Below are 16,621 nucleotides of genomic sequence, written 5' to 3'. Positions count from 1 at the left end.
CTCCCTGAGCATCCTTCGAGACGCCATTTCTAACGAAATGGCTCCTCAGGATGAGGGCTGGAGGCATTCTCCAACGGGCGCCGATACGTCACGCGAACGTGGGAACCGCTTCACAAATCCGAACTGGTCTCCTCGTGGTGGGATGCGGAACAATGCCCCTCCTTGATGAGGAGCCGACGGATATGAAGCTCAAACTTCTCCGCAACGCGACGCTGAAACTCGATTATGGCGGCAGGACCTTCCTGATCGACCCCGATTTCGGCCCGCGCCACAGCCGCCGCTCCTTCACCGGGCGTTCGCAGAACCCGATGGTCGACCTGCCCGAACCGATCGAAGACATCATCGCCGGCGTCGACACGGTGATCGTCTCGCATCTCCATGCCGATCATTTCGACGAGGTCGCCAAGCAGCGCGTTCCGAAGAACCTGCCGGTCATCTGCCAGCCCGGCGACGAGGCGGCGATCGCGCAGGCGGGCTTCTCCTCCATCACCGCGATCGACTGCTTCGTCCGGCTCGGGCCGATCGTGCTCAAACGGCATCCGGCCCAGCATGGCACCGGCGCCGTCGCCGAGACGATGGGCCACGTCATGGGTCTGAGCTTCGAGGCGCCGGGCGAGCCGACCATCTACTGGTGCGGCGACAGCGTGCTCTACCCGCCGCTGCGCGACGCGGTGGCAGCAACCGGCCCGGACATCATCGTCACGCATTCCTGCGGCGCGATGTGGGACAACACGCTGATCGTGATGGACGACACGCAGACGCTCGACCTCGCCGAGGCCTTCGCGCTGGCGACGGTGATCGCGACGCATATGGAAGCGCTCGACCACGCCACGGTGACGCGGGCCGCCTTGCGGAAGGCAGCGAAGGAACGCGGCGTGGACATGCAGCGCCTGCGTATTCCCGCCGATGGCGAGACGATCGAACTCGGCGTGCCGGCGATGGTGTGACCCGACTGCGTCAACCGTCATGCTCGGGCTTGACCCGAGCATCTTCTGAACGAGATTCTCGGGTCGAAGCTTCCATTCGCCCGAGAATGACGGAGCGAGCCGCCTACTCGCCGGCCTTCAGCTGCCTGGCGTAGATGTCCTTGTACTGCTCGCGCAGCAGGTTCTTCTGGACCTTGCCCATGGTGTTGCGCGGCAACTCGGCAACGACGAAGACCTGCTTGGGCTGCTTGAACTTCGCGAGCCGCTGCTCCAACGCCTTGGCGATGCCCTTTGCGGTGATCTCGGCGCCCGGCTTGGCGACGACGACGGCCGTGACGCCCTCCCCGAAATCGGGATGCGGCACGCCGATGACGGCGCTCTCGATCACGCCCGGCATCTCGTCGATCTCGGTTTCGACTTCCTTGGGATAGACATTGTAGCCGCCGGTGATGATCAGGTCCTTGCCGCGTCCGACGATATGGACGTAGCCGGCGGGATCGATCTTGCCGAGATCGCCGGTGATGAAGAAGCCATCCGGCCGGAACTCGGCCTTGGTCTTCTCCGGGTTGCGCCAGTAGCCCTTGAAGACGTTGGGTCCCTTGACCTCGATCATGCCGATCTCGTCGCGGGCGAGTTCCTTGGCCGTTTCGGGATCGGTGACGCGCGCCGAGACCCCCGGCAGCGGGAAGCCGACCGTGCCGGCCACCCGATCGCCCTCATAAGGGTTCGAGGTGTTCATGTTGGTCTCGGTCATGCCGTAGCGCTCGAGGATGGCGTGGCCGGTGCGGTCGCGCCATTCGCGGTGCGTCTCGGCCAGCAGCGGCGCCGAGCCGGAGACGAAGAGGCGCATATGCTTCGTCGCTTCCTTCGTCAGTCGCTGATCCTGCAAGAGCCGGACATAGAAGGTCGGCACGCCCATCATGCTCGTCGCCTGCGGCAGGTATTTGAAGACCTGATCCGGATCGAATTTCGGCAGCAGGATCATCGAGGCGCCGGCGAAGAGGATCACATTCGTTGCGACGAAGAGGCCGTGCGTGTGGAAGATCGGCAAAGCGTGGAGCAGCACATCGCCCTTGCCGAAGCACCAGTAATCGACCAGCGCCAGCGCATTGGACGACAGGTTGTCGTGGCTGAGCATCGCGCCCTTGGAGCGCCCGGTCGTGCCGGAGGTGTAAAGGATCGCGGCGAGGTCGTCCGGCCCGCGCGCGACATCGGCGAAGTCGCCCGAAGCGGCATTGGCCTTGTCGAGCAGGCTGCCGTTGCCGACGCCGAGCGTCTCCAGCTTGGCGCCGGCCTTTTCGGCATAGGGACGCAGCGCTTCGGCCTTGGCGGGATCGCAGACGAAGACGGCCGGCTCGGCATCGCCCAGGAAATACTCGATCTCGGCCGGGGTATAGGCGGTGTTGAGCGGCAGGAAGATCGCGCCGGCCCGGACGGTGCCGAGATAGAGCATCAGCGCCTCGAAGCTCTTCTCGACCTGCACCGCGACGCGGTCACCCGGCTTCACGCCGAGCCCGACGAGAGCGTTGGCGAAGCGGGCGGAGACGGCGAGCATGTCGCCATAGGTGAAGCGCCTGCCGTCATCGAGCTCGGCGAAGGGCGCATCCGGCGCCGGCATGCGCGAGCGGATGAGGTCAAACAGGTGATTGCCCATGATTTCGGGTCCTTTCAGGCGTTTCCGTCTTAATTTGCCGCCGGGCGCAGCAGCTTGCGCACGCCGGAGGAGGCCACGACCGTGTTGCGGGTGGCGAAGGCCTCGTGATTGGTCTCGATATCGTCGAGGTCGTAGCGGTAGTTGACCATCACGCCATGCGATTCGCGCAGGCCCCGCGCCGAGAGATTGCCGCCGACATTGATCCGCTCCAGCCTGGCGCCATTGCCGAGATGAAAGCGCGCGACCGGGTCGATGACCCGGCCTGAACTCGTGCGCGCCCTCAGCATGTATTCCGCCGTCATCTGGCCGAGCAGCTTGTCGCGACGCGCCTTCGTCGCATCGTCGAGCGAGATGGTCTCGCCGCCGGGCCGGGCAAGCTCGGAGCGCTCCTCATTGGTGAGAGCGATTTCGCCGGGCTCGGCAGCGACACCGGCGAGCCAGCGCCCGAAGCCGGGCACCGGCGAGAGCGTGACGAAGGTGTCGAGCCCCGGCAGCTCGCGCTTCAGATCCTCCGCCACCTGCTTGATCAGGAAATTGCCGAAGGAGATGCCGCGCAGCCCCTCCTGACAGTTCGAGATCGAATAGAACACCGCGGTCGTCGCCTCCTGCGCCGCCAACACCTCGCGCTCCGGGCTCAGCACCTCGCCGATGCTGCGCGGTATCTCGGTGGTGAGGGCGACCTCGACGAAGATCAACGGCTCGTCGACCAGCTGGGGATGGAAGAAGGCGAAGCAACGCCGGTCCGCCGGCTCCAGCCGGCGCCGGAGATCGTCCCAGCCCTGGATCTCGTGGACCGCCTCGTAGCGGATGATCTTCTCCAGCACATTCGCCGGGGTGCGCCAGTCGATGCGGCGCAGAACGAGGAAGCCTCGGTTGAACCAGGAGCCGAAGAGATGGCGGAAATCGTCGTCGACCGCCTTGAGATCGGCCTGCGTCTCAATCGCCTCGAACAGCGCTTCGCGCATTCGCACGAGCACGGGCGTGCCTTCCGGCGCGAGATTGAGGCGGCGCAGCAGCTCCTGCCGACGCGGCTCCGCAGCAAGATGCAGCGCCGAGGTGGCTGCCGCATCGGGTTTGGCGCGATAGGTCTCGATCGCCTTGTCGAGCCGGGCGTGATCCGGCCCGAAACGCTCCTGCAGCAGATTGAAGAAAGCAAGGCGGCCCGGCTTGTCGAGCCGCTGCCAGGCTTCGAGCACCGCCTGCGCCAGCGCCATCCCGGAGGCCTCCCCCCGGCCGGAGAGCAGATCCTCGCAGAGCCGGTCGATAGGCCGGGCGCGATTGCCGAGGAAGCGCTCGAAACCGATCAGGGCGCGGCCACGATCGGCCACGCTCGTCAGAAGTTCGCCGAGAAACGCCATATCCATGCGGGCTCCCAGTTCGACCCGGCGTCGACTTTCCCGAAAACCGGAAGCCGCTTTCCGGGTCGATGCCCTGATCCTATACGAGATTCAGCGCAGGCAAATCGGGCATCAGCGCAACAGGTTCCAGGCTTTCAGGAAGAAATCCGGGGTGCCGAAATTGCCGGACTTGAGCGCCACGACCATGTCCGGCCCGTCGACCACGCGCGTCCAGGGCACGCCGGGGTCGATTTCCGGGCCGATCTCCAGCGTGCGGATGCCGAGGCCCAGCACGGTCGCACCCGAGGTCTCGCCGCCCGCGACGAGAAGCCGCGTCACGCCGCCCTCCGAGAGGCGCCGCGCCAGCTCAGCGAAGGCGTGCTCGACGATGCTGCCGGCCTTTTCGCGGCCCAGCCTGTCCTGCACGGCGGAGACTTCGGCCGGGTCGTCGCTGGAATAGACGAGGAAAGGCTTGTCCTGCGCCTGAGCCAACGCCCAGGCAGCGAGCCCGGCTGCATCCTGGCTGCCCGCGGCCAACGCCAGCGGATCGACCTTGAGCGCCGGATATCCAGCTTCCAGCGCCGCCTTGATCTGGCCGCGCGTCGCCGTCGAGCAGCTGCCCGAGATGATGCCGGCGCGGCCGGCCGGCGCCTGCAACTCCTGCGGGCCCGGGCGCTCCGGCAGCAGGCCGGCGCGGCGGAAATTCTGCGGCAGGCCCATCGCGATGCCGGAACCTCCGGTCAACAGGACATGCTCGGATACAGCGTGGCCGAGCGTCATCAGGTCCTCGTTGGTGAGGGCGTCGGTGACGGCATAGCGGACGCCGTCGGCCTGCAGCTTGGCGAGGCGCGCCTTCACTGCGGCGGGGCCTGCCAGCACGGCCGTGTAGTCGACGAGGCCGACTTCGGTCATGGCCTGCGCCGCCATCAGCCGCATCAGATTCGAATCCCGCATCGGCGTCAGCGGGTGGTCCTTCATCGAGCTCTCGTGCAGCGGCATGGCGCCGACGAAGAGATAGCCCTGATAGATCGAGCGGCCGTTCGCCGGGAAGGCCGGGCAGACGATGGCAAGCTTCGCACCGAGGCGCTCGGCAAGGGCATTCGCCACCGGGCCGATATTGCCTTCGGCCGTGGAATCGAAGGTCGAGCAGTATTTGAACAGGATCTGGCGCGCGCCGCCCTTCAGCAGCGCCTCGCAGGCGGCGAGCGAATCAGCGACGGCCTCGGCCACCGGATTGGTCCGCGACTTCAGCGCGACGACGACCGCATCGGCTTCCGGCAGCGTGCTGCCGGCCGGCGGCACCCCGATGACCTGCACGGTCCGCATGCCCGCCCGGTTCAGCATCAGCGCGACATCGGTCGCGCCGGTCATGTCATCGGCAATCACGCCCAGCAGCATACGGTCCTCTCCCTCAGCCATCCGCCTTGGTTCTTCACGCCAGTTCTAGCGGCCGATGCGCGGCGAGGCGACCGCCATCACCGCATCCGGCGGTTCCCCTGAAGACATGCGTTCCGGCTTTGCCCGCTCGGCATCCAGCCCTGCCTTTCGATGAGGCAGAGCTGCCCGCGAATTGATGCGGCGCATGATCGACGGCCCCGCCATTCTGAGTCAGGTTGGTGCCATGAGGAACGAATTCGGCGCGGCGGCATTTGCCGGCATCGCCGGGTGCGTCTTCCCAAAACCATCAAAAACGGGGGAAAGCATGAAGCTATTGAAGGTCGCCGTCTCTGCCGCCGCTCTCGCGCTCGCCACCTTGCCGGCGCTCGCGCAGACGCCCTCGACCCTGCGCATCGGGCTGCAGGAAGACCCCGACATGCTCGATCCGCACAAGGCGCGCACCTTCGTCGGCCGCATCGTCTTCATGGGCCTGTGCGACAGGCTCGTCGACATCACGCCGGAGCTGAAGCTGGTGCCACGGCTGGCGACGGAATGGAACTTCTCCGCCGACGGGCTGACGCTGACCATGAAGCTGCGCAGCGATGCGAAGTTCCACGACGGCGAGCCCTTCAACGCGGAAGCTGCCAAGGCCAATCTCGAGCGCGCGATGACCTTGCCGGATTCGCTGCGCAAATCGGAACTGGCCTCGGTCGACAAGGTCGAGGCGCCGGACGCCACGACGCTGTTGCTGAAGCTGAAGCGGCCCGACGCCACGCTGCTGTCGCAGCTGACCGACCGTGCCGGCATGATGCTTTCGCCCAAAAGCCTCTCCGGCGACGTCACCGCGAAGCCGGTCTGCTCCGGCCCCTACAAGTTCGTCGAGCGCGTCCAGAACGACCGCATCGTCCTGGAAAAATTTCGGGAGCATTGGGAGGCGGACAAGTACAATTTCGACCGCATTCTCTACCGCTCGATCCCGGACACGACAGTCCGCCTCGCCAATCTGCGCTCGGGCGAGCTCGACATGCTGGAACGTCTTGCGCCGACCGATGTGAAATCGGCTCAATCAGACAAATCGCTCAAGGTCATGAGCATGGCCAATCTCGGCTATCAGGGCATCACCATCAACACCAACAATGGCGAGGCCGCGAAACAGCCGATGGGGCAGGACAAGCGCGTGCGTCAGGCGCTGTCGCTTGCCATCGATCGCAAGGTGCTGAGCCAGGTCGTGTTCGAGGGGCTCTATGAGCCGATGAACCAGCCGTTCAACCCGGGTAATTTCTACATCAGCGCCGACCTTCCGGTTCCGGCTCGCGACGTCGCCAAGGCCAAAGCCCTGCTCAAGGAAGCCGGACAGCCCAAGGTCTCGGCAGAGCTCTTCGTCACCAACAACCCCGTCGACGCCCAGCTCGGCCAGGTCATCCAGGCGATGGCGCAGGAAGCCGGCATCGACATCCAGATTCGCTCGACCGAGTTCGCCAGTCAGTTGCGCGACCAGCAGCAGGGCAAGTTCCAGATGAGCCGGATCGGCTGGTCCGGCCGCATCGACCCAGACGGCAACATCCATCCCTTCGTCACCACGGGCGGCGGCCAGAACGACGGAAAATACTCCAATCCGGAGGTCGACCGCCTGCTGAACCAGGCCCGCACCGTCTATGAGCCAGCCGAGCGCAAGAAGCTCTACGACGCCGCGCAGAAGATCCTGCAGGACGATCTGCCGATCATCTATCTCTATAACCAGACGGTATTCTTCGCGCTGCGCTCCAACCTGCAGGGCTTCGTGATCAACCCGGACGGGATGATCCGGCTTGCCGGGCTGAAGCGCTCGTGACGGCGCTCATGCCGTGAGGAGTGGCCCATGGCCACGCTCATCATTCGCCGCTTCTTCATCGCGATACCGACGTTGTTCCTGGTATCGCTCTTCGTCTTTGCCTTGCAGCGCGCGCTGCCGGGCGACCCCTTCCTCGTCATCGCAGGCGAGGAGCGCGACCCGGAGGTGATCGCGCGGCTGCGCGAGATCTACCGCATGGACGATCCCATCTTCGTCCAGTTCTTCGCCTGGCTCGGACAAGTGGTCCAGGGCGATTTCGGCCGCTCTTTGCGCACGGGCGAGCCGGTGCTCGGGCTGATCCTGCAGAAGCTGCCGGTGACGATCCAGCTCGCCACCGCCTCGATCCTCGTCGCGATCTCGATCGGCATCCCGATCGGGATCCTGGCGGCGCGGCGCAAGGGCACGATCGTCGACTACTCCGCCAGCGCAGTCGCGCTGTCAGGGCTGTCGATCCCGAATTTCTGGTTCGGGATCATGCTGATCCTGCTGGTGTCGGTGCACCTGAAATGGCTGCCGGCCTCGGGCTATGAATCGATCTTCGTCCACCCCTGGGAGGCGATCCAGCGGCTGATCATGCCCGCCTTCGTGCTCGGCAACGGGCTCGCCGCCTTCCTGATGCGCCATACCCGCTCGGCGATGCTGGAGGTGTTGCGCTCGGACTATGTCCGCACCGCCCGCGCCAAGGGGCTCGACGAGGATACGGTGGTGCATCGCCACGCGCTGCGCAACGCGCTGGTGCCGATCATCACGCTGACGACCCTGCTCTTCGGCGAGTTGCTGGCGGGCGCGGTGCTGACCGAACAGGTCTTTACCATCCCCGGCTTCGGCAAGCTCATCGTCGATGCCGTGTTCAACCGTGACTACGGCGTGGTGCAGGGCGTGGTGCTGTGCACGGCCATCGGCTTCATCCTGATGAACCTCTTGGCCGATATCCTCTACATCCTCGTCAATCCGCGCCTGAGGTCCGGCTGATGGCATCGCTCGATTCCATTTCCGCCGCAGGCTCTGCGAGCGGCGTCACGGCACGTCCGGGCGTGCTCGCCCGGCTCGTCCGCAACAAGTCTGCGCTGATCGGCGGCGGGCTCGTTCTGATCTTCGTGCTGATGGCGGTGTTCGCGCCGATCCTACCGCTGGCCGACCCGTTCAAGTCCAACTTCCTCGCCATCCGCAAGCCGCCCTCGGAGCTCTACTGGTTCGGTACCGACGAGCTGGGGCGCGATCAGGTCTCGCGGCTGTTCTTCGGCGCGCGGGCCTCGCTGCTCGCCGGCATCGTCTCGGTGCTGATCGCGGTGGCGGTCGGCCTGCCCTTCGGAATGTTGGCGGGCTGGTATGGCGGCTGGACCGATATCGTGATCTCCCGCGTCACCGAGGCGCTTCTCGCCTGCCCCTTCCTGATCCTCGCCATCGCCTTCGCCGCCGTGCTCGGTCCGTCGCTGACCAATGCGATGATCGCGATCGGGCTTGCGGCTGTGCCGATCTTCATCCGGCTGGTGCGCGGCCAGGTGATGAGCGTGAAGATGGAGGATTTCGTCGAAGGCGCCCGCGCGGTCGGCGCGCGGGACGCGAGGCTGATGTTCCGCCATGTGCTGCCCAACACCCTGTCCCCCATCGTGGTGCAGTCGACTTTGTTCATGGCGCAGGCGATCATCCTGGAAGCCGCCCTCTCCTTCCTCGGCCTCGGCCAGCAGCCGCCGTCGCCGTCCTGGGGTCAGATGCTCAACGTCGCCAAGAACTTCATGGAGCAGGCGCCGTGGATGTCGGTGGCGCCGGGCGTCTGCATCTTCCTTGCCGTGCTCGGCTTCAACCTCCTCGGCGACGGCCTGCGCGACGCGCTCGATCCGAAAGAAAACTAGGCTTCAGGGATACGCCCATGTTCACAACCCGCCCCGAAATCCTCGGCACTTTCGGTGTCGTCACCTCGACGCACTGGCTCGCCACCGCCTCCGGCATGGCGATGCTGGAGAAGGGCGGCAACGCCTTCGATGCCTGCGCCGCCGCCGCCTTCGTGCTGCAGGTGGTCGAGCCCCATCTCGTCGGCCCGGCCGGCGACATGCCGGCCGTGTTCTATTCGGCTGAAACCCAGAAGGTCGAGACGCTCTGCGCGCAAGGACCTGCCCCGCAGGCGGCGACAATCGCCGCCTACAAGGCGCTCGGCCTCGACCTGATCCCCGGTTCCGGTCTGCTCGCGACCGTGATCCCCGGCGCCTTCGGCGGCTGGATGACGCTGCTGCGCGACCACGGCCGGCTCAAGCTGCGCGAGGTTCTGGAGCCGGCCATCGGCTATTTCGAGAACGGGCATCCGATGCTGCCGCGCGTCTCGGATTCGATCCGGGAACTCACCGACCTCTTCACCAATGAATGGTCGAGCTCGGGAGCCGTCTATCTGCCCGGCGGCAATGTGCCGGAGGCGCGCAAGCTCTTCGCCAACAAGGCGGCAGCCGCGACCTACAAGCGCATCCTGAGCGAGGCGGAGGCCGCAGGCTCCGACCGGCAGGAGCAGATCCAGGCGGCCTATGATTCCTGGTACAAGGGCTTCGTCGCGGAGGCGATGGACCGCTTCTGCCGCACCACCGAAGTCATGGATTCCTCGGGCCGCCGCAACAAGGGCCTGCTGACCGCGCAGGACATGGCAAACTGGCAGCCGACCTACGAGACGCCGACCTCCGTGACCTATCACGACTGGGAGGTCTTCAAGATCGGGCCGTGGGGTCAGGGTCCGGCCTTCCTCCAGACGCTGAAGATCCTTGAAGGCATCGACCTTGCCGGAATGGGGCCGGCGAGCCCCGAATTCGTCCACCATGTCGTCGAGGCGATGAAGCTCGCCTTCGCCGATCGCGAGGCCTATTACGGCGACCCGGATTTCGTGAAGGTCCCGCTCGATACCCTGCTATCGGCCGACTATGCCGCCGCGCGGCGCAGCCTGATCAGCGAGCGCGCCTCGCTGGAGCTGCGCCCCGGCATCGTACCCGGTTACGAGGCGCAGGTCGCGCATGCGCTGAAGGCGCTCGGCGCGATCGCCCAGCCGGGACAGGGCGGCGCCAGCGTCGGCGAGCCGACCATGGCCTCGATGGTCGCGGCCGGGCGCAAGGGCGACACCGTCCATATCGACGTCATCGACAAATGGGGCAACATGATCGCGGCGACGCCCTCCGGTGGCTGGCTGCAATCCTCGCCGGTCATCCCGGAACTCGGCTTCCCGCTCAACTCGCGCGCGCAGATGTTCTGGCTGGACGAGGGCCTGCCCTCCTCGCTGGCGCCGGGCAAGCGTCCGCGCACGACGCTGACCCCGTCGATCGCCTTCGAGAAGGGGCAGCCCCGCCTTGCCTTCGGCACGCCGGGCGGCGACCAGCAGGAACAATGGCAGCTCGGCCTCTTCCTGCGGCGGGTCCATCACGGCCTCAACCTGCAGGAGGCGATCGATCTCCCGCTGTTCCACACGCAGCATTTCCCCTCCTCGTTCTACCCGCGCAGCTCGCGGCCGGGCCACATGATGATCGAGGAGAGCATCGGTGCGGCCGCGCTCGCCGAGCTGGAGCGCCGCGGCCACGCCATCGAAAAGGCGCCGGCCTGGACCGTGGGGCGTCTCACCGCGGCGGAACGCAGCGCCGACGGGCTCTTGCGCGCCGCAGCAACGCCGCGTCTGATGCAGGCCTACGCCGCCGGCCGCTGAGGAACTAGCCGCATGACCTGGTCCATCGTCGCGCGCGACGTCGCCACCGGCGCCTATGGCGTCGCCGTCTCGACCTGTGCCTTCGCCGTCGGATCACGCGTGCCCTATGGCGGCGGCCGGATCGGCGCCATCGCGACGCAGGCCTTCGTCAATCCGCTCTACGGCGTCGACGGCCTGAGGCTCTTGCAAGAGGGGCGTTCGGCCCTCGAGATCGTCGCGACGCTGACGGCGGCCGATGAAGGCCGCGCCCATCGCCAGCTCCATGTCATCGACCGCGACGGCAGGATCGCAGCCCATACGGGCGCGGCCTGTATCGACTGGTGCGGAGCGGTGGACGGGCCGCAGGTCTCGGTCGCCGGCAACATGCTGGCCGGACCGGAGGTCGTGCAGGAGACGCTGAAGGCCTATATCGCCGCCTCGGCGCTCGATTTCGACGAGCGCCTGCTGGTTGCTCTCGAAGCCGGCGAGAAGGCCGGCGGCGACAAGCGCGGCCGGCAATCCGCCGCGATCCGCATCTGGAACGGCGAGCCGGTGCCGAGCTTCGACATCCGCGTCGACGACCATGCCGACCCGCTGGCGGAGCTGCGCCGGCTCTGGCGCGTCGCGCACCAGCGCTACGTGCCGTTCCAGCAGGCGGCGCCCTCGCGCAGCCGGCCGGCGGGCGTTACCGACCGGGCCGAGCTCGACAGGCTATGCGAGGACTATGCCGCCAACTGGAACGCGCGGCACCCGGAAGGCCGATAACCGAGCCAGCGCTTCCGCGACGCGAGCCCGGCATGCTAACCTGACGCTTCGTCACCTCGCCCTTGCCGATGGACAGGAGGCTGCGATGGCCGATGCGGATGTCGATAGCCTTCAGCGGCGCGTCGCAGCGCTCGAGGCCCAGATCGCTCTTCTGACGCAGGCGATCTCGGTCGACAGAGYCGGCAACATGACCATCAGCGCCGCGAGCCGGCTGACGCTTCTGAGCGGCGGCCCTTGTGCGATCCAGGCAGGCAGCACGCTCGCTCTCTCCGTCGGGGGCAGTATGAGCTTCGCCGTCGCCGGACGGCTTCAGATCGCGGGAGGGCAAGGGGTTTCTCTCGATACCCGCTACTGCACTCTGAACGCGACGGTGAATTTCGAGATCGCCAGCGCCAAGACGCTGACGATCAAAGCCGAGCGGGAAATGAACGTCGCTGCGGGCAAGACCCTCACGGCGACGAGTGCAGACGCGGCGCTCCTGAGAAGCGGCGATGCCCGGCTGAACCTGAAGAAGGACGGGACCGCCGAGCTGCACGGCCGCGACATCACGATCCAGGCCAGCGGACGCTTCACGGCAAAAGCGTCCTCCGACATGATCCTGAAGGGGTCGCGGCTTCTACAGAACTGACAATCCCGACGCCAGCCTGCCTTACGTCAGCTTGCCGCGCGCCGCGACCGGCAGCTCGCCGATCAGCTTGTCGCCGCGCACTGTGATCAGCCGGTCGACCATGTTGACGACGACGCAGACATGGTTCGGCACGATGCGCACGACTTCGCCAACCACGGGCCGCTCGTTCGAGCCGGACAGGTCGAGGAAGCCATGCTCCTCGGCGAATTGCGCGATCCGCGCCCGTGGATATTCGAGGATGTAGCCGTGGCCGTCGAGATTGCCCTTGTCGCTGGTCAGCGTCTTCGAGCCTGAATCGAGAATGCCGCGCTCCGGCGCCGCCCGGCTCACCACCGAGGCGTAGACCGTCAGCGCGCAGTCATCGAGCGTGGCGACGCCGGCCGCGATCTGCATGCGGTCGTTGAAGATCGAGGTGCCCGAGCGATGCTCGGTCGCGCCCCTGAGCTTGCCCATGTTGGGGATGTTGGGCGAGCCGCCGGTCGAGATGATATCGGCCTTGAGGCCGGCATCGCGCAGCCCGGCATTGGCGGTGTCGAGGAAGATTTGCGTCCGCTCCCAGCCATCTTCCGGCGGGTACATCAGGAAGCCGGCGAAGCGCAGGCCCGGCGAGGCGTCGATCATCTTGGCGAGTTCGACTGCCTCTGCGGGCGTCTCGACGCCGGCGCGCTTGCGGCCGGTGTCGCATTCCACGACGACTTCGAGGTCGCGACCGGCGATTTCGGCAGCGCGCGGCAGGCCGGAGATCGTGACCGGGTTATCGGCGGCCACGATCATCCGGACGCGACGCTGCAACGCCCCGAGGCGGCCCAGCTTCTCCTCGCCGAGGATGTTGTAGCTGATCATGATGTCGTCGAGGCCGCCATCGGCCATGACCTCGGCCTCGCCGAGCTTCTGGCAGGTGATGCCGCGCGCGCCGGCCTCGATCTGAAGCCGCGCGAGCTCCGGCGATTTATGCGTCTTGATGTGCGGGCGGTTGGCGACGCCGGCTGTGTCGCAGGCGGCCTGGAGCCGGGCGATGTTGGCATCGACCTTGTCGAGGTCAACAACCACGGCCGGGGTGCCGTAGACGCGCGCGATCTCGGCCGCGAGCGGGGTGGCCGCCGGCTGATCGACGGCCGGCGAGGTGGTGGCGGTCACGCTGGTCGAAGCGGCAGTCATGGCAGCACCTTGATGATGACTTCGATCTCGACGGTCATGTTGTTCGGCAGCGACCCCATGCCGACGGCGGAGCGGGCATGGCGGCCGCGATCGCCGAGCACTGCGACGAACAGGTCCGAGCAGCCATTGATGACTTTGGGCTGGTCGGCGAAATCGGGGGCGCCGTTGACCATGCCGAGGAGCTTGACCACCTCGACCTTGTCGAGCGAACCCGTCGCCTTCTTCATCGCCGCGAGCAGGCCGAGGCCGGTCTGCTTGGCATGCTCATAGGCTTCCTCGATCGTGACGTCCTTGCCGACCTTGCCGGTCGGATAGGTGCCGTCGGCCCGCTTCGGCCCCTGGCCGGAGAGATAGACGATGTCGCCGACCTGCTTGAAGCTGACATAGGTGGCGACCGGCGTCGGCACCTCCGGCAGCGTCAACCCCAGTTCCTTCAGCCTGTCCTCGGCGCTCATGGCATTCCTCTCTTCGATTGTCGCCGACGTCTGTCGCGCCGGCGTCTTCTGTCAATTCTGCAAATCGCGGCGCATGTAGCGGGCCGCATCGTCATAGCTCGCAAGCTTGCGGGCAAGGGCGGGGTCATGCACCTCGCGAAAGCCYTGCCGCCGCCAAAAGCCGGTCGAGCCGTTCACGGCGACGAGCGCTAGGCTGGCGAAGCCGGCTCGCATCGCGTGCTGCGCGATCTCGGCCACGATCCGCCCCGCAGCGCCGCCGCCCCTGCCCTCCGGCAAAAGCGCGAGGTCGTGGATATACCAGTTCCGCGTGCCGGGGGGGATCGCGCCGAGCATTGAATTCAGCGCGGGCACCGCACCAACCGGCCAGGGGTGGCTGACGAGGTAGCCTCGAAGCGCCCCGTCATCGGCCGCCAGGACATGGCAGCCCTCAGGCGCCAGACGCAGCCGCTCGGCGAAGACCGGCTCATCCTCAGGGTAGCCCGGATGCACAATGGCCGCGATCGCCATCACCGCCGGAAGATCGGCCGGCGCCATAAGGCGCCAGCCGGCTTCTCGCACGTCATGCTCGGGCTTGACCCGAGCATCTCCTGCCGAGGGAAGCTCCTGCGCGTCAACGTCCCGAGATTCTCGGGTCTGCGCTTCGCTTCGCCCGAGAACGACGCCGCGAGTCCGGCGCGGCAATTAAGCCGCGACCTTCGGGAACTTGCTCGTCCGCTTCGGGTGCCACCACTTGCCCTTGAGCACGACGCCCTCGGAGACGATCTTGCGGTCGCCCGCCAGGTGCTCGCCGACCACGTCCACGTAGTCGAACTTGCCTTCCTTGACGGTGAGGATCGTCGCATCGCCGAGCGAGCCGACCTTGAGCGAGCCGTATTCGGTCCGCTTCAGCGCCATGGCGGCGTTCACGGTCGAGGCGGCGATGACGTTGTTCAGGCTCATGCCCATGCAGAGGAATTTCGACATGGTGGTGACCTGGTCATAGGCCGGACCGTCGATGCAGAGCTTGTGCACGTCGGACGAGATCACGTCCGGTTCGAAGCCGTTGGCGAGCATGGCGCGGGTGGTCTTGAAGGAGAACGAGCCCTTGCCGTGGCCGATATCGAAGATGACGCCGCGCTTGCGGGCGGCGAGCACCTCCGGCTTCACCGTGCCCTGCGCGGTCGAGGGAGCGTTCGGGAAGGGGCGGAAGGCGTGGGTCAGCACGTCGCCCGGCCTGAGCATGCCGATGACTTCCTCATAGGACGGCGGCGGATGGTCGATGTGGCACATCAGCGGCATGCCGACCTCGTTGGCCACCTGCAGCGCGATGTTGAGCGGCACGGTGCCGGAGGTGCCGGAGGCGTGGAGGCCGACACGGACCTTGATGCCGACGATATAGTCGCGGTTCTTGTCGGCGACCTCGGCGCAGTCGATCGGGTTCATCAGGCGCAGATCGCCGCTCTCGCCGACCATGACGCGATGGTCGAAGCCGTAGATGCCGGCGTGCGAGACGTGGAGATAGGCGAGGATGCGCGCCTGGCTCGGCTCGATGACGTGCTTGCGGAAGCCCGCCCAGTTGCCGGGGCCGGCCGAGCCGGTATCGACCGAGGTCGTCACGCCGGAGACGCGGCAGAACTCGTCGGCGTCGATGCCCAGCGAGGTGCCGCCCCAGTAGACATGGGTATGCAGGTCGATCAGGCCCGGCGAGACGATGTAGCCGGAGACGTCGCGGATCTCCTTGGCGTCCTTCAGGTCCTTGCCGAAGCCGGACACCTTTCCGTCCGTGAAGGCCACGTCGAGCACGCCGTCGTGCTTCTGCGACGGGTCGATGACGCGGCCGCCCTTCAGGATGAGATCGTGAGTCATTTTAGTCCTCTGGGGTGATCAAACCGGGGAGACGGCGCCTTTGCGCTCGACGATCAGGCCGTAGGCCTGGGGCTCGCGATGCCTGGCGAAATTGAAGGTCGAGGCCTTATAGCTCTTTCCAAGATCCATGTCGCAACGGGCGACGACGAGTTCGTCGCCTTCGGTCACGGCCTGAGCGACGACCTCGCCGGTCGGCGCGATGATGCAGGAACCGCCGATCTGGTCGACGCCGGCCTCAAGGCCCGCCTTGGCGACGCCGACGACCCAGCTCGCGTTCTGGTAGGCGCCCGCCTGCATCACGAGCTGGTTGTGGAAATTGCCGAGCCGGTCATGGTCCCGCGCCGGCGGGTTGTGCTTGGGCGTGTTGTAACCGAGCACGATCAGCTCGACATCCTGCAGGCCCATGGAGCGGTAGCTCTCGGGCCAGCGGCGGTCGTTGCAGATCATCATGCCGATATTCGCGTCCATCGTCCGCCAGACGGGCCAGCCAAGATTGCCGGTCTCGAAATAGCGCTTCTCGAGATTCTGGAACGGCGCTTCGGGACGATGCTCGGGATGGCCGGGTAGATGGATCTTGCGGTACTTGCCGACGATCGCGCCGGATTTGTCGACCAGGATCGCGGTGTTGAAGCGACGCTTGCGGCCTTCCTCGAAGGCAAGCTCGCAATAGCCGAGATGGAAGCCGACACCGAGGCGCTTGCTCTCCTCGAACAGCGCAGCAGTCTCGTTCGAAGGCATCGCGCTTTCGAAATAGCCGTCGATCTCGGCTTCGTCGTCGATCCACCAATGCGGGAAGAAGGCCGTGAGCGCCGCTTCCGGATAGACGACAAGATCGGCGCCGTGCGCCTTGGCCTGACGCATCAGCTCGACCATGCGAGCCACGGCCGAAGCCCGGCTTTCATCGCGCTGGATGGGGCCGAGCTGGGCGGCGGCGACGGTCAGGATGCGGGTCACGTCATAGGCTCCGGATGAAGATCACCCTGCGGACAAGGCTTT

The 16,621-nt window shown here is 66.4% G+C and carries 15 protein-coding genes; 7 read left to right on the top strand and 8 right to left on the bottom strand.

Annotation, left to right across the window (positions count from 1 at the left end):
• Nucleotides 1–182 precede the first annotated feature (182 nt).
• A complete protein-coding gene (locus AC1DE3_RS06705) occupies nt 183–947 on the top strand; it encodes an MBL fold metallo-hydrolase (RefSeq protein WP_441511078.1) in 765 nt (254 codons plus the stop codon).
• 103 nt (nt 948–1,050) lie between these two features.
• On the opposite strand, the gene AC1DE3_RS06700 is transcribed toward AC1DE3_RS06705, so the two are convergent.
• The 3 genes from AC1DE3_RS06700 to otnK all read right to left on the bottom strand — a co-directional run bounded on the left by AC1DE3_RS06700 (nt 1,051) and on the right by otnK (nt 5,315).
• The gene (locus tag AC1DE3_RS06700; protein WP_441511077.1) at nt 1,051–2,580 is read right to left on the bottom strand and encodes a malonate--CoA ligase; all 1,530 of its coding nucleotides are present in this window, start codon (nt 2,578–2,580) and stop codon (nt 1,051–1,053) included.
• A gap of 29 nt (nt 2,581–2,609) precedes the next feature.
• Nucleotides 2,610–3,944, bottom strand: coding sequence for a malonyl-CoA decarboxylase (locus AC1DE3_RS06695; RefSeq protein WP_441511076.1), 1,335 nt, complete (start codon nt 3,942–3,944; stop codon nt 2,610–2,612).
• A 105-nt stretch (nt 3,945–4,049) separates the two neighbouring features.
• Nucleotides 4,050–5,315: a 3-oxo-tetronate kinase gene (otnK, locus tag AC1DE3_RS06690; RefSeq protein ID WP_441511075.1), complete on the bottom strand. Its 1,266-nt coding sequence runs from the start codon at nt 5,313–5,315 to the stop codon at nt 4,050–4,052.
• Between the two features lie 304 nt (nt 5,316–5,619).
• Between otnK and AC1DE3_RS06685 the strand changes: the two genes are divergently transcribed.
• The 6 genes from AC1DE3_RS06685 to AC1DE3_RS06660 all read left to right on the top strand — a co-directional run bounded on the left by AC1DE3_RS06685 (nt 5,620) and on the right by AC1DE3_RS06660 (nt 12,167).
• Nucleotides 5,620–7,125, top strand: coding sequence for an ABC transporter substrate-binding protein (locus AC1DE3_RS06685; protein ID WP_441511074.1), 1,506 nt, complete (start codon nt 5,620–5,622; stop codon nt 7,123–7,125).
• Nucleotides 7,126–7,152: 27 nt separating this feature from the next.
• Complete coding sequence (locus AC1DE3_RS06680; protein WP_441511073.1) at nt 7,153–8,097, top strand: ABC transporter permease; 945 nt, start codon at nt 7,153–7,155, stop codon at nt 8,095–8,097.
• Entirely contained in the window at nt 8,097–8,978 is an 882-nt protein-coding gene (locus AC1DE3_RS06675; protein ID WP_441511072.1) for an ABC transporter permease, read from the top strand. Before AC1DE3_RS06680 ends, AC1DE3_RS06675 begins: the two co-directional genes overlap by 1 nt.
• A 17-nt stretch (nt 8,979–8,995) precedes the next feature.
• Nucleotides 8,996–10,795 carry a gamma-glutamyltransferase family protein gene (locus tag AC1DE3_RS06670; RefSeq protein WP_441511071.1) on the top strand — a complete coding sequence of 600 codons (1,800 nt, stop codon included), beginning with the start codon at nt 8,996–8,998 and terminating at the stop codon, nt 10,793–10,795.
• Nucleotides 10,796–10,807: 12 nt separating this feature from the next.
• The gene (locus AC1DE3_RS06665; protein WP_441511070.1) at nt 10,808–11,539 is read left to right on the top strand and encodes a DUF1028 domain-containing protein; all 732 of its coding nucleotides are present in this window, start codon (nt 10,808–10,810) and stop codon (nt 11,537–11,539) included.
• 85 nt (nt 11,540–11,624) lie between these two features.
• A complete protein-coding gene (locus tag AC1DE3_RS06660) occupies nt 11,625–12,167 on the top strand; it encodes a DUF2345 domain-containing protein (RefSeq protein WP_476852275.1) in 543 nt (180 codons plus the stop codon).
• Nucleotides 12,168–12,188: 21 nt separating this feature from the next.
• Here AC1DE3_RS06660 and AC1DE3_RS06655 read toward each other — a convergent pair whose 3' ends face one another.
• The 5 genes from AC1DE3_RS06655 to AC1DE3_RS06635 form a co-directional block, all read right to left on the bottom strand.
• A complete protein-coding gene (locus AC1DE3_RS06655; RefSeq protein WP_441511068.1) occupies nt 12,189–13,325 on the bottom strand; it encodes a D-TA family PLP-dependent enzyme in 1,137 nt (378 codons plus the stop codon).
• Nucleotides 13,322–13,780 carry a RidA family protein gene (locus AC1DE3_RS06650; protein WP_441511067.1) on the bottom strand — a complete coding sequence of 153 codons (459 nt, stop codon included), beginning with the start codon at nt 13,778–13,780 and terminating at the stop codon, nt 13,322–13,324. Before AC1DE3_RS06650 ends, AC1DE3_RS06655 begins: the two co-directional genes overlap by 4 nt.
• Before the next feature lie 51 nt (nt 13,781–13,831).
• Nucleotides 13,832–14,338 carry a GNAT family N-acetyltransferase gene (locus tag AC1DE3_RS06645; protein ID WP_441511066.1) on the bottom strand — a complete coding sequence of 169 codons (507 nt, stop codon included), beginning with the start codon at nt 14,336–14,338 and terminating at the stop codon, nt 13,832–13,834.
• A 123-nt stretch (nt 14,339–14,461) separates the two neighbouring features.
• Nucleotides 14,462–15,625 carry an amidohydrolase/deacetylase family metallohydrolase gene (locus AC1DE3_RS06640; RefSeq protein ID WP_441511065.1) on the bottom strand — a complete coding sequence of 388 codons (1,164 nt, stop codon included), beginning with the start codon at nt 15,623–15,625 and terminating at the stop codon, nt 14,462–14,464.
• 18 nt (nt 15,626–15,643) lie between these two features.
• On the bottom strand, nt 15,644–16,579 hold the full coding sequence (locus AC1DE3_RS06635; protein ID WP_441511064.1) for an N-carbamoyl-D-amino-acid hydrolase: 936 nt from the start codon (nt 16,577–16,579) through the stop codon (nt 15,644–15,646).
• Nucleotides 16,580–16,621 lie beyond the last annotated feature (42 nt).

This window comes from Allobosea sp. 10L417 (assembly GCF_056395485.1).
The sequence above is the reverse complement of the archived record's forward strand: the minus strand, read 5'-3'. Positions and strand labels throughout refer to the sequence as shown.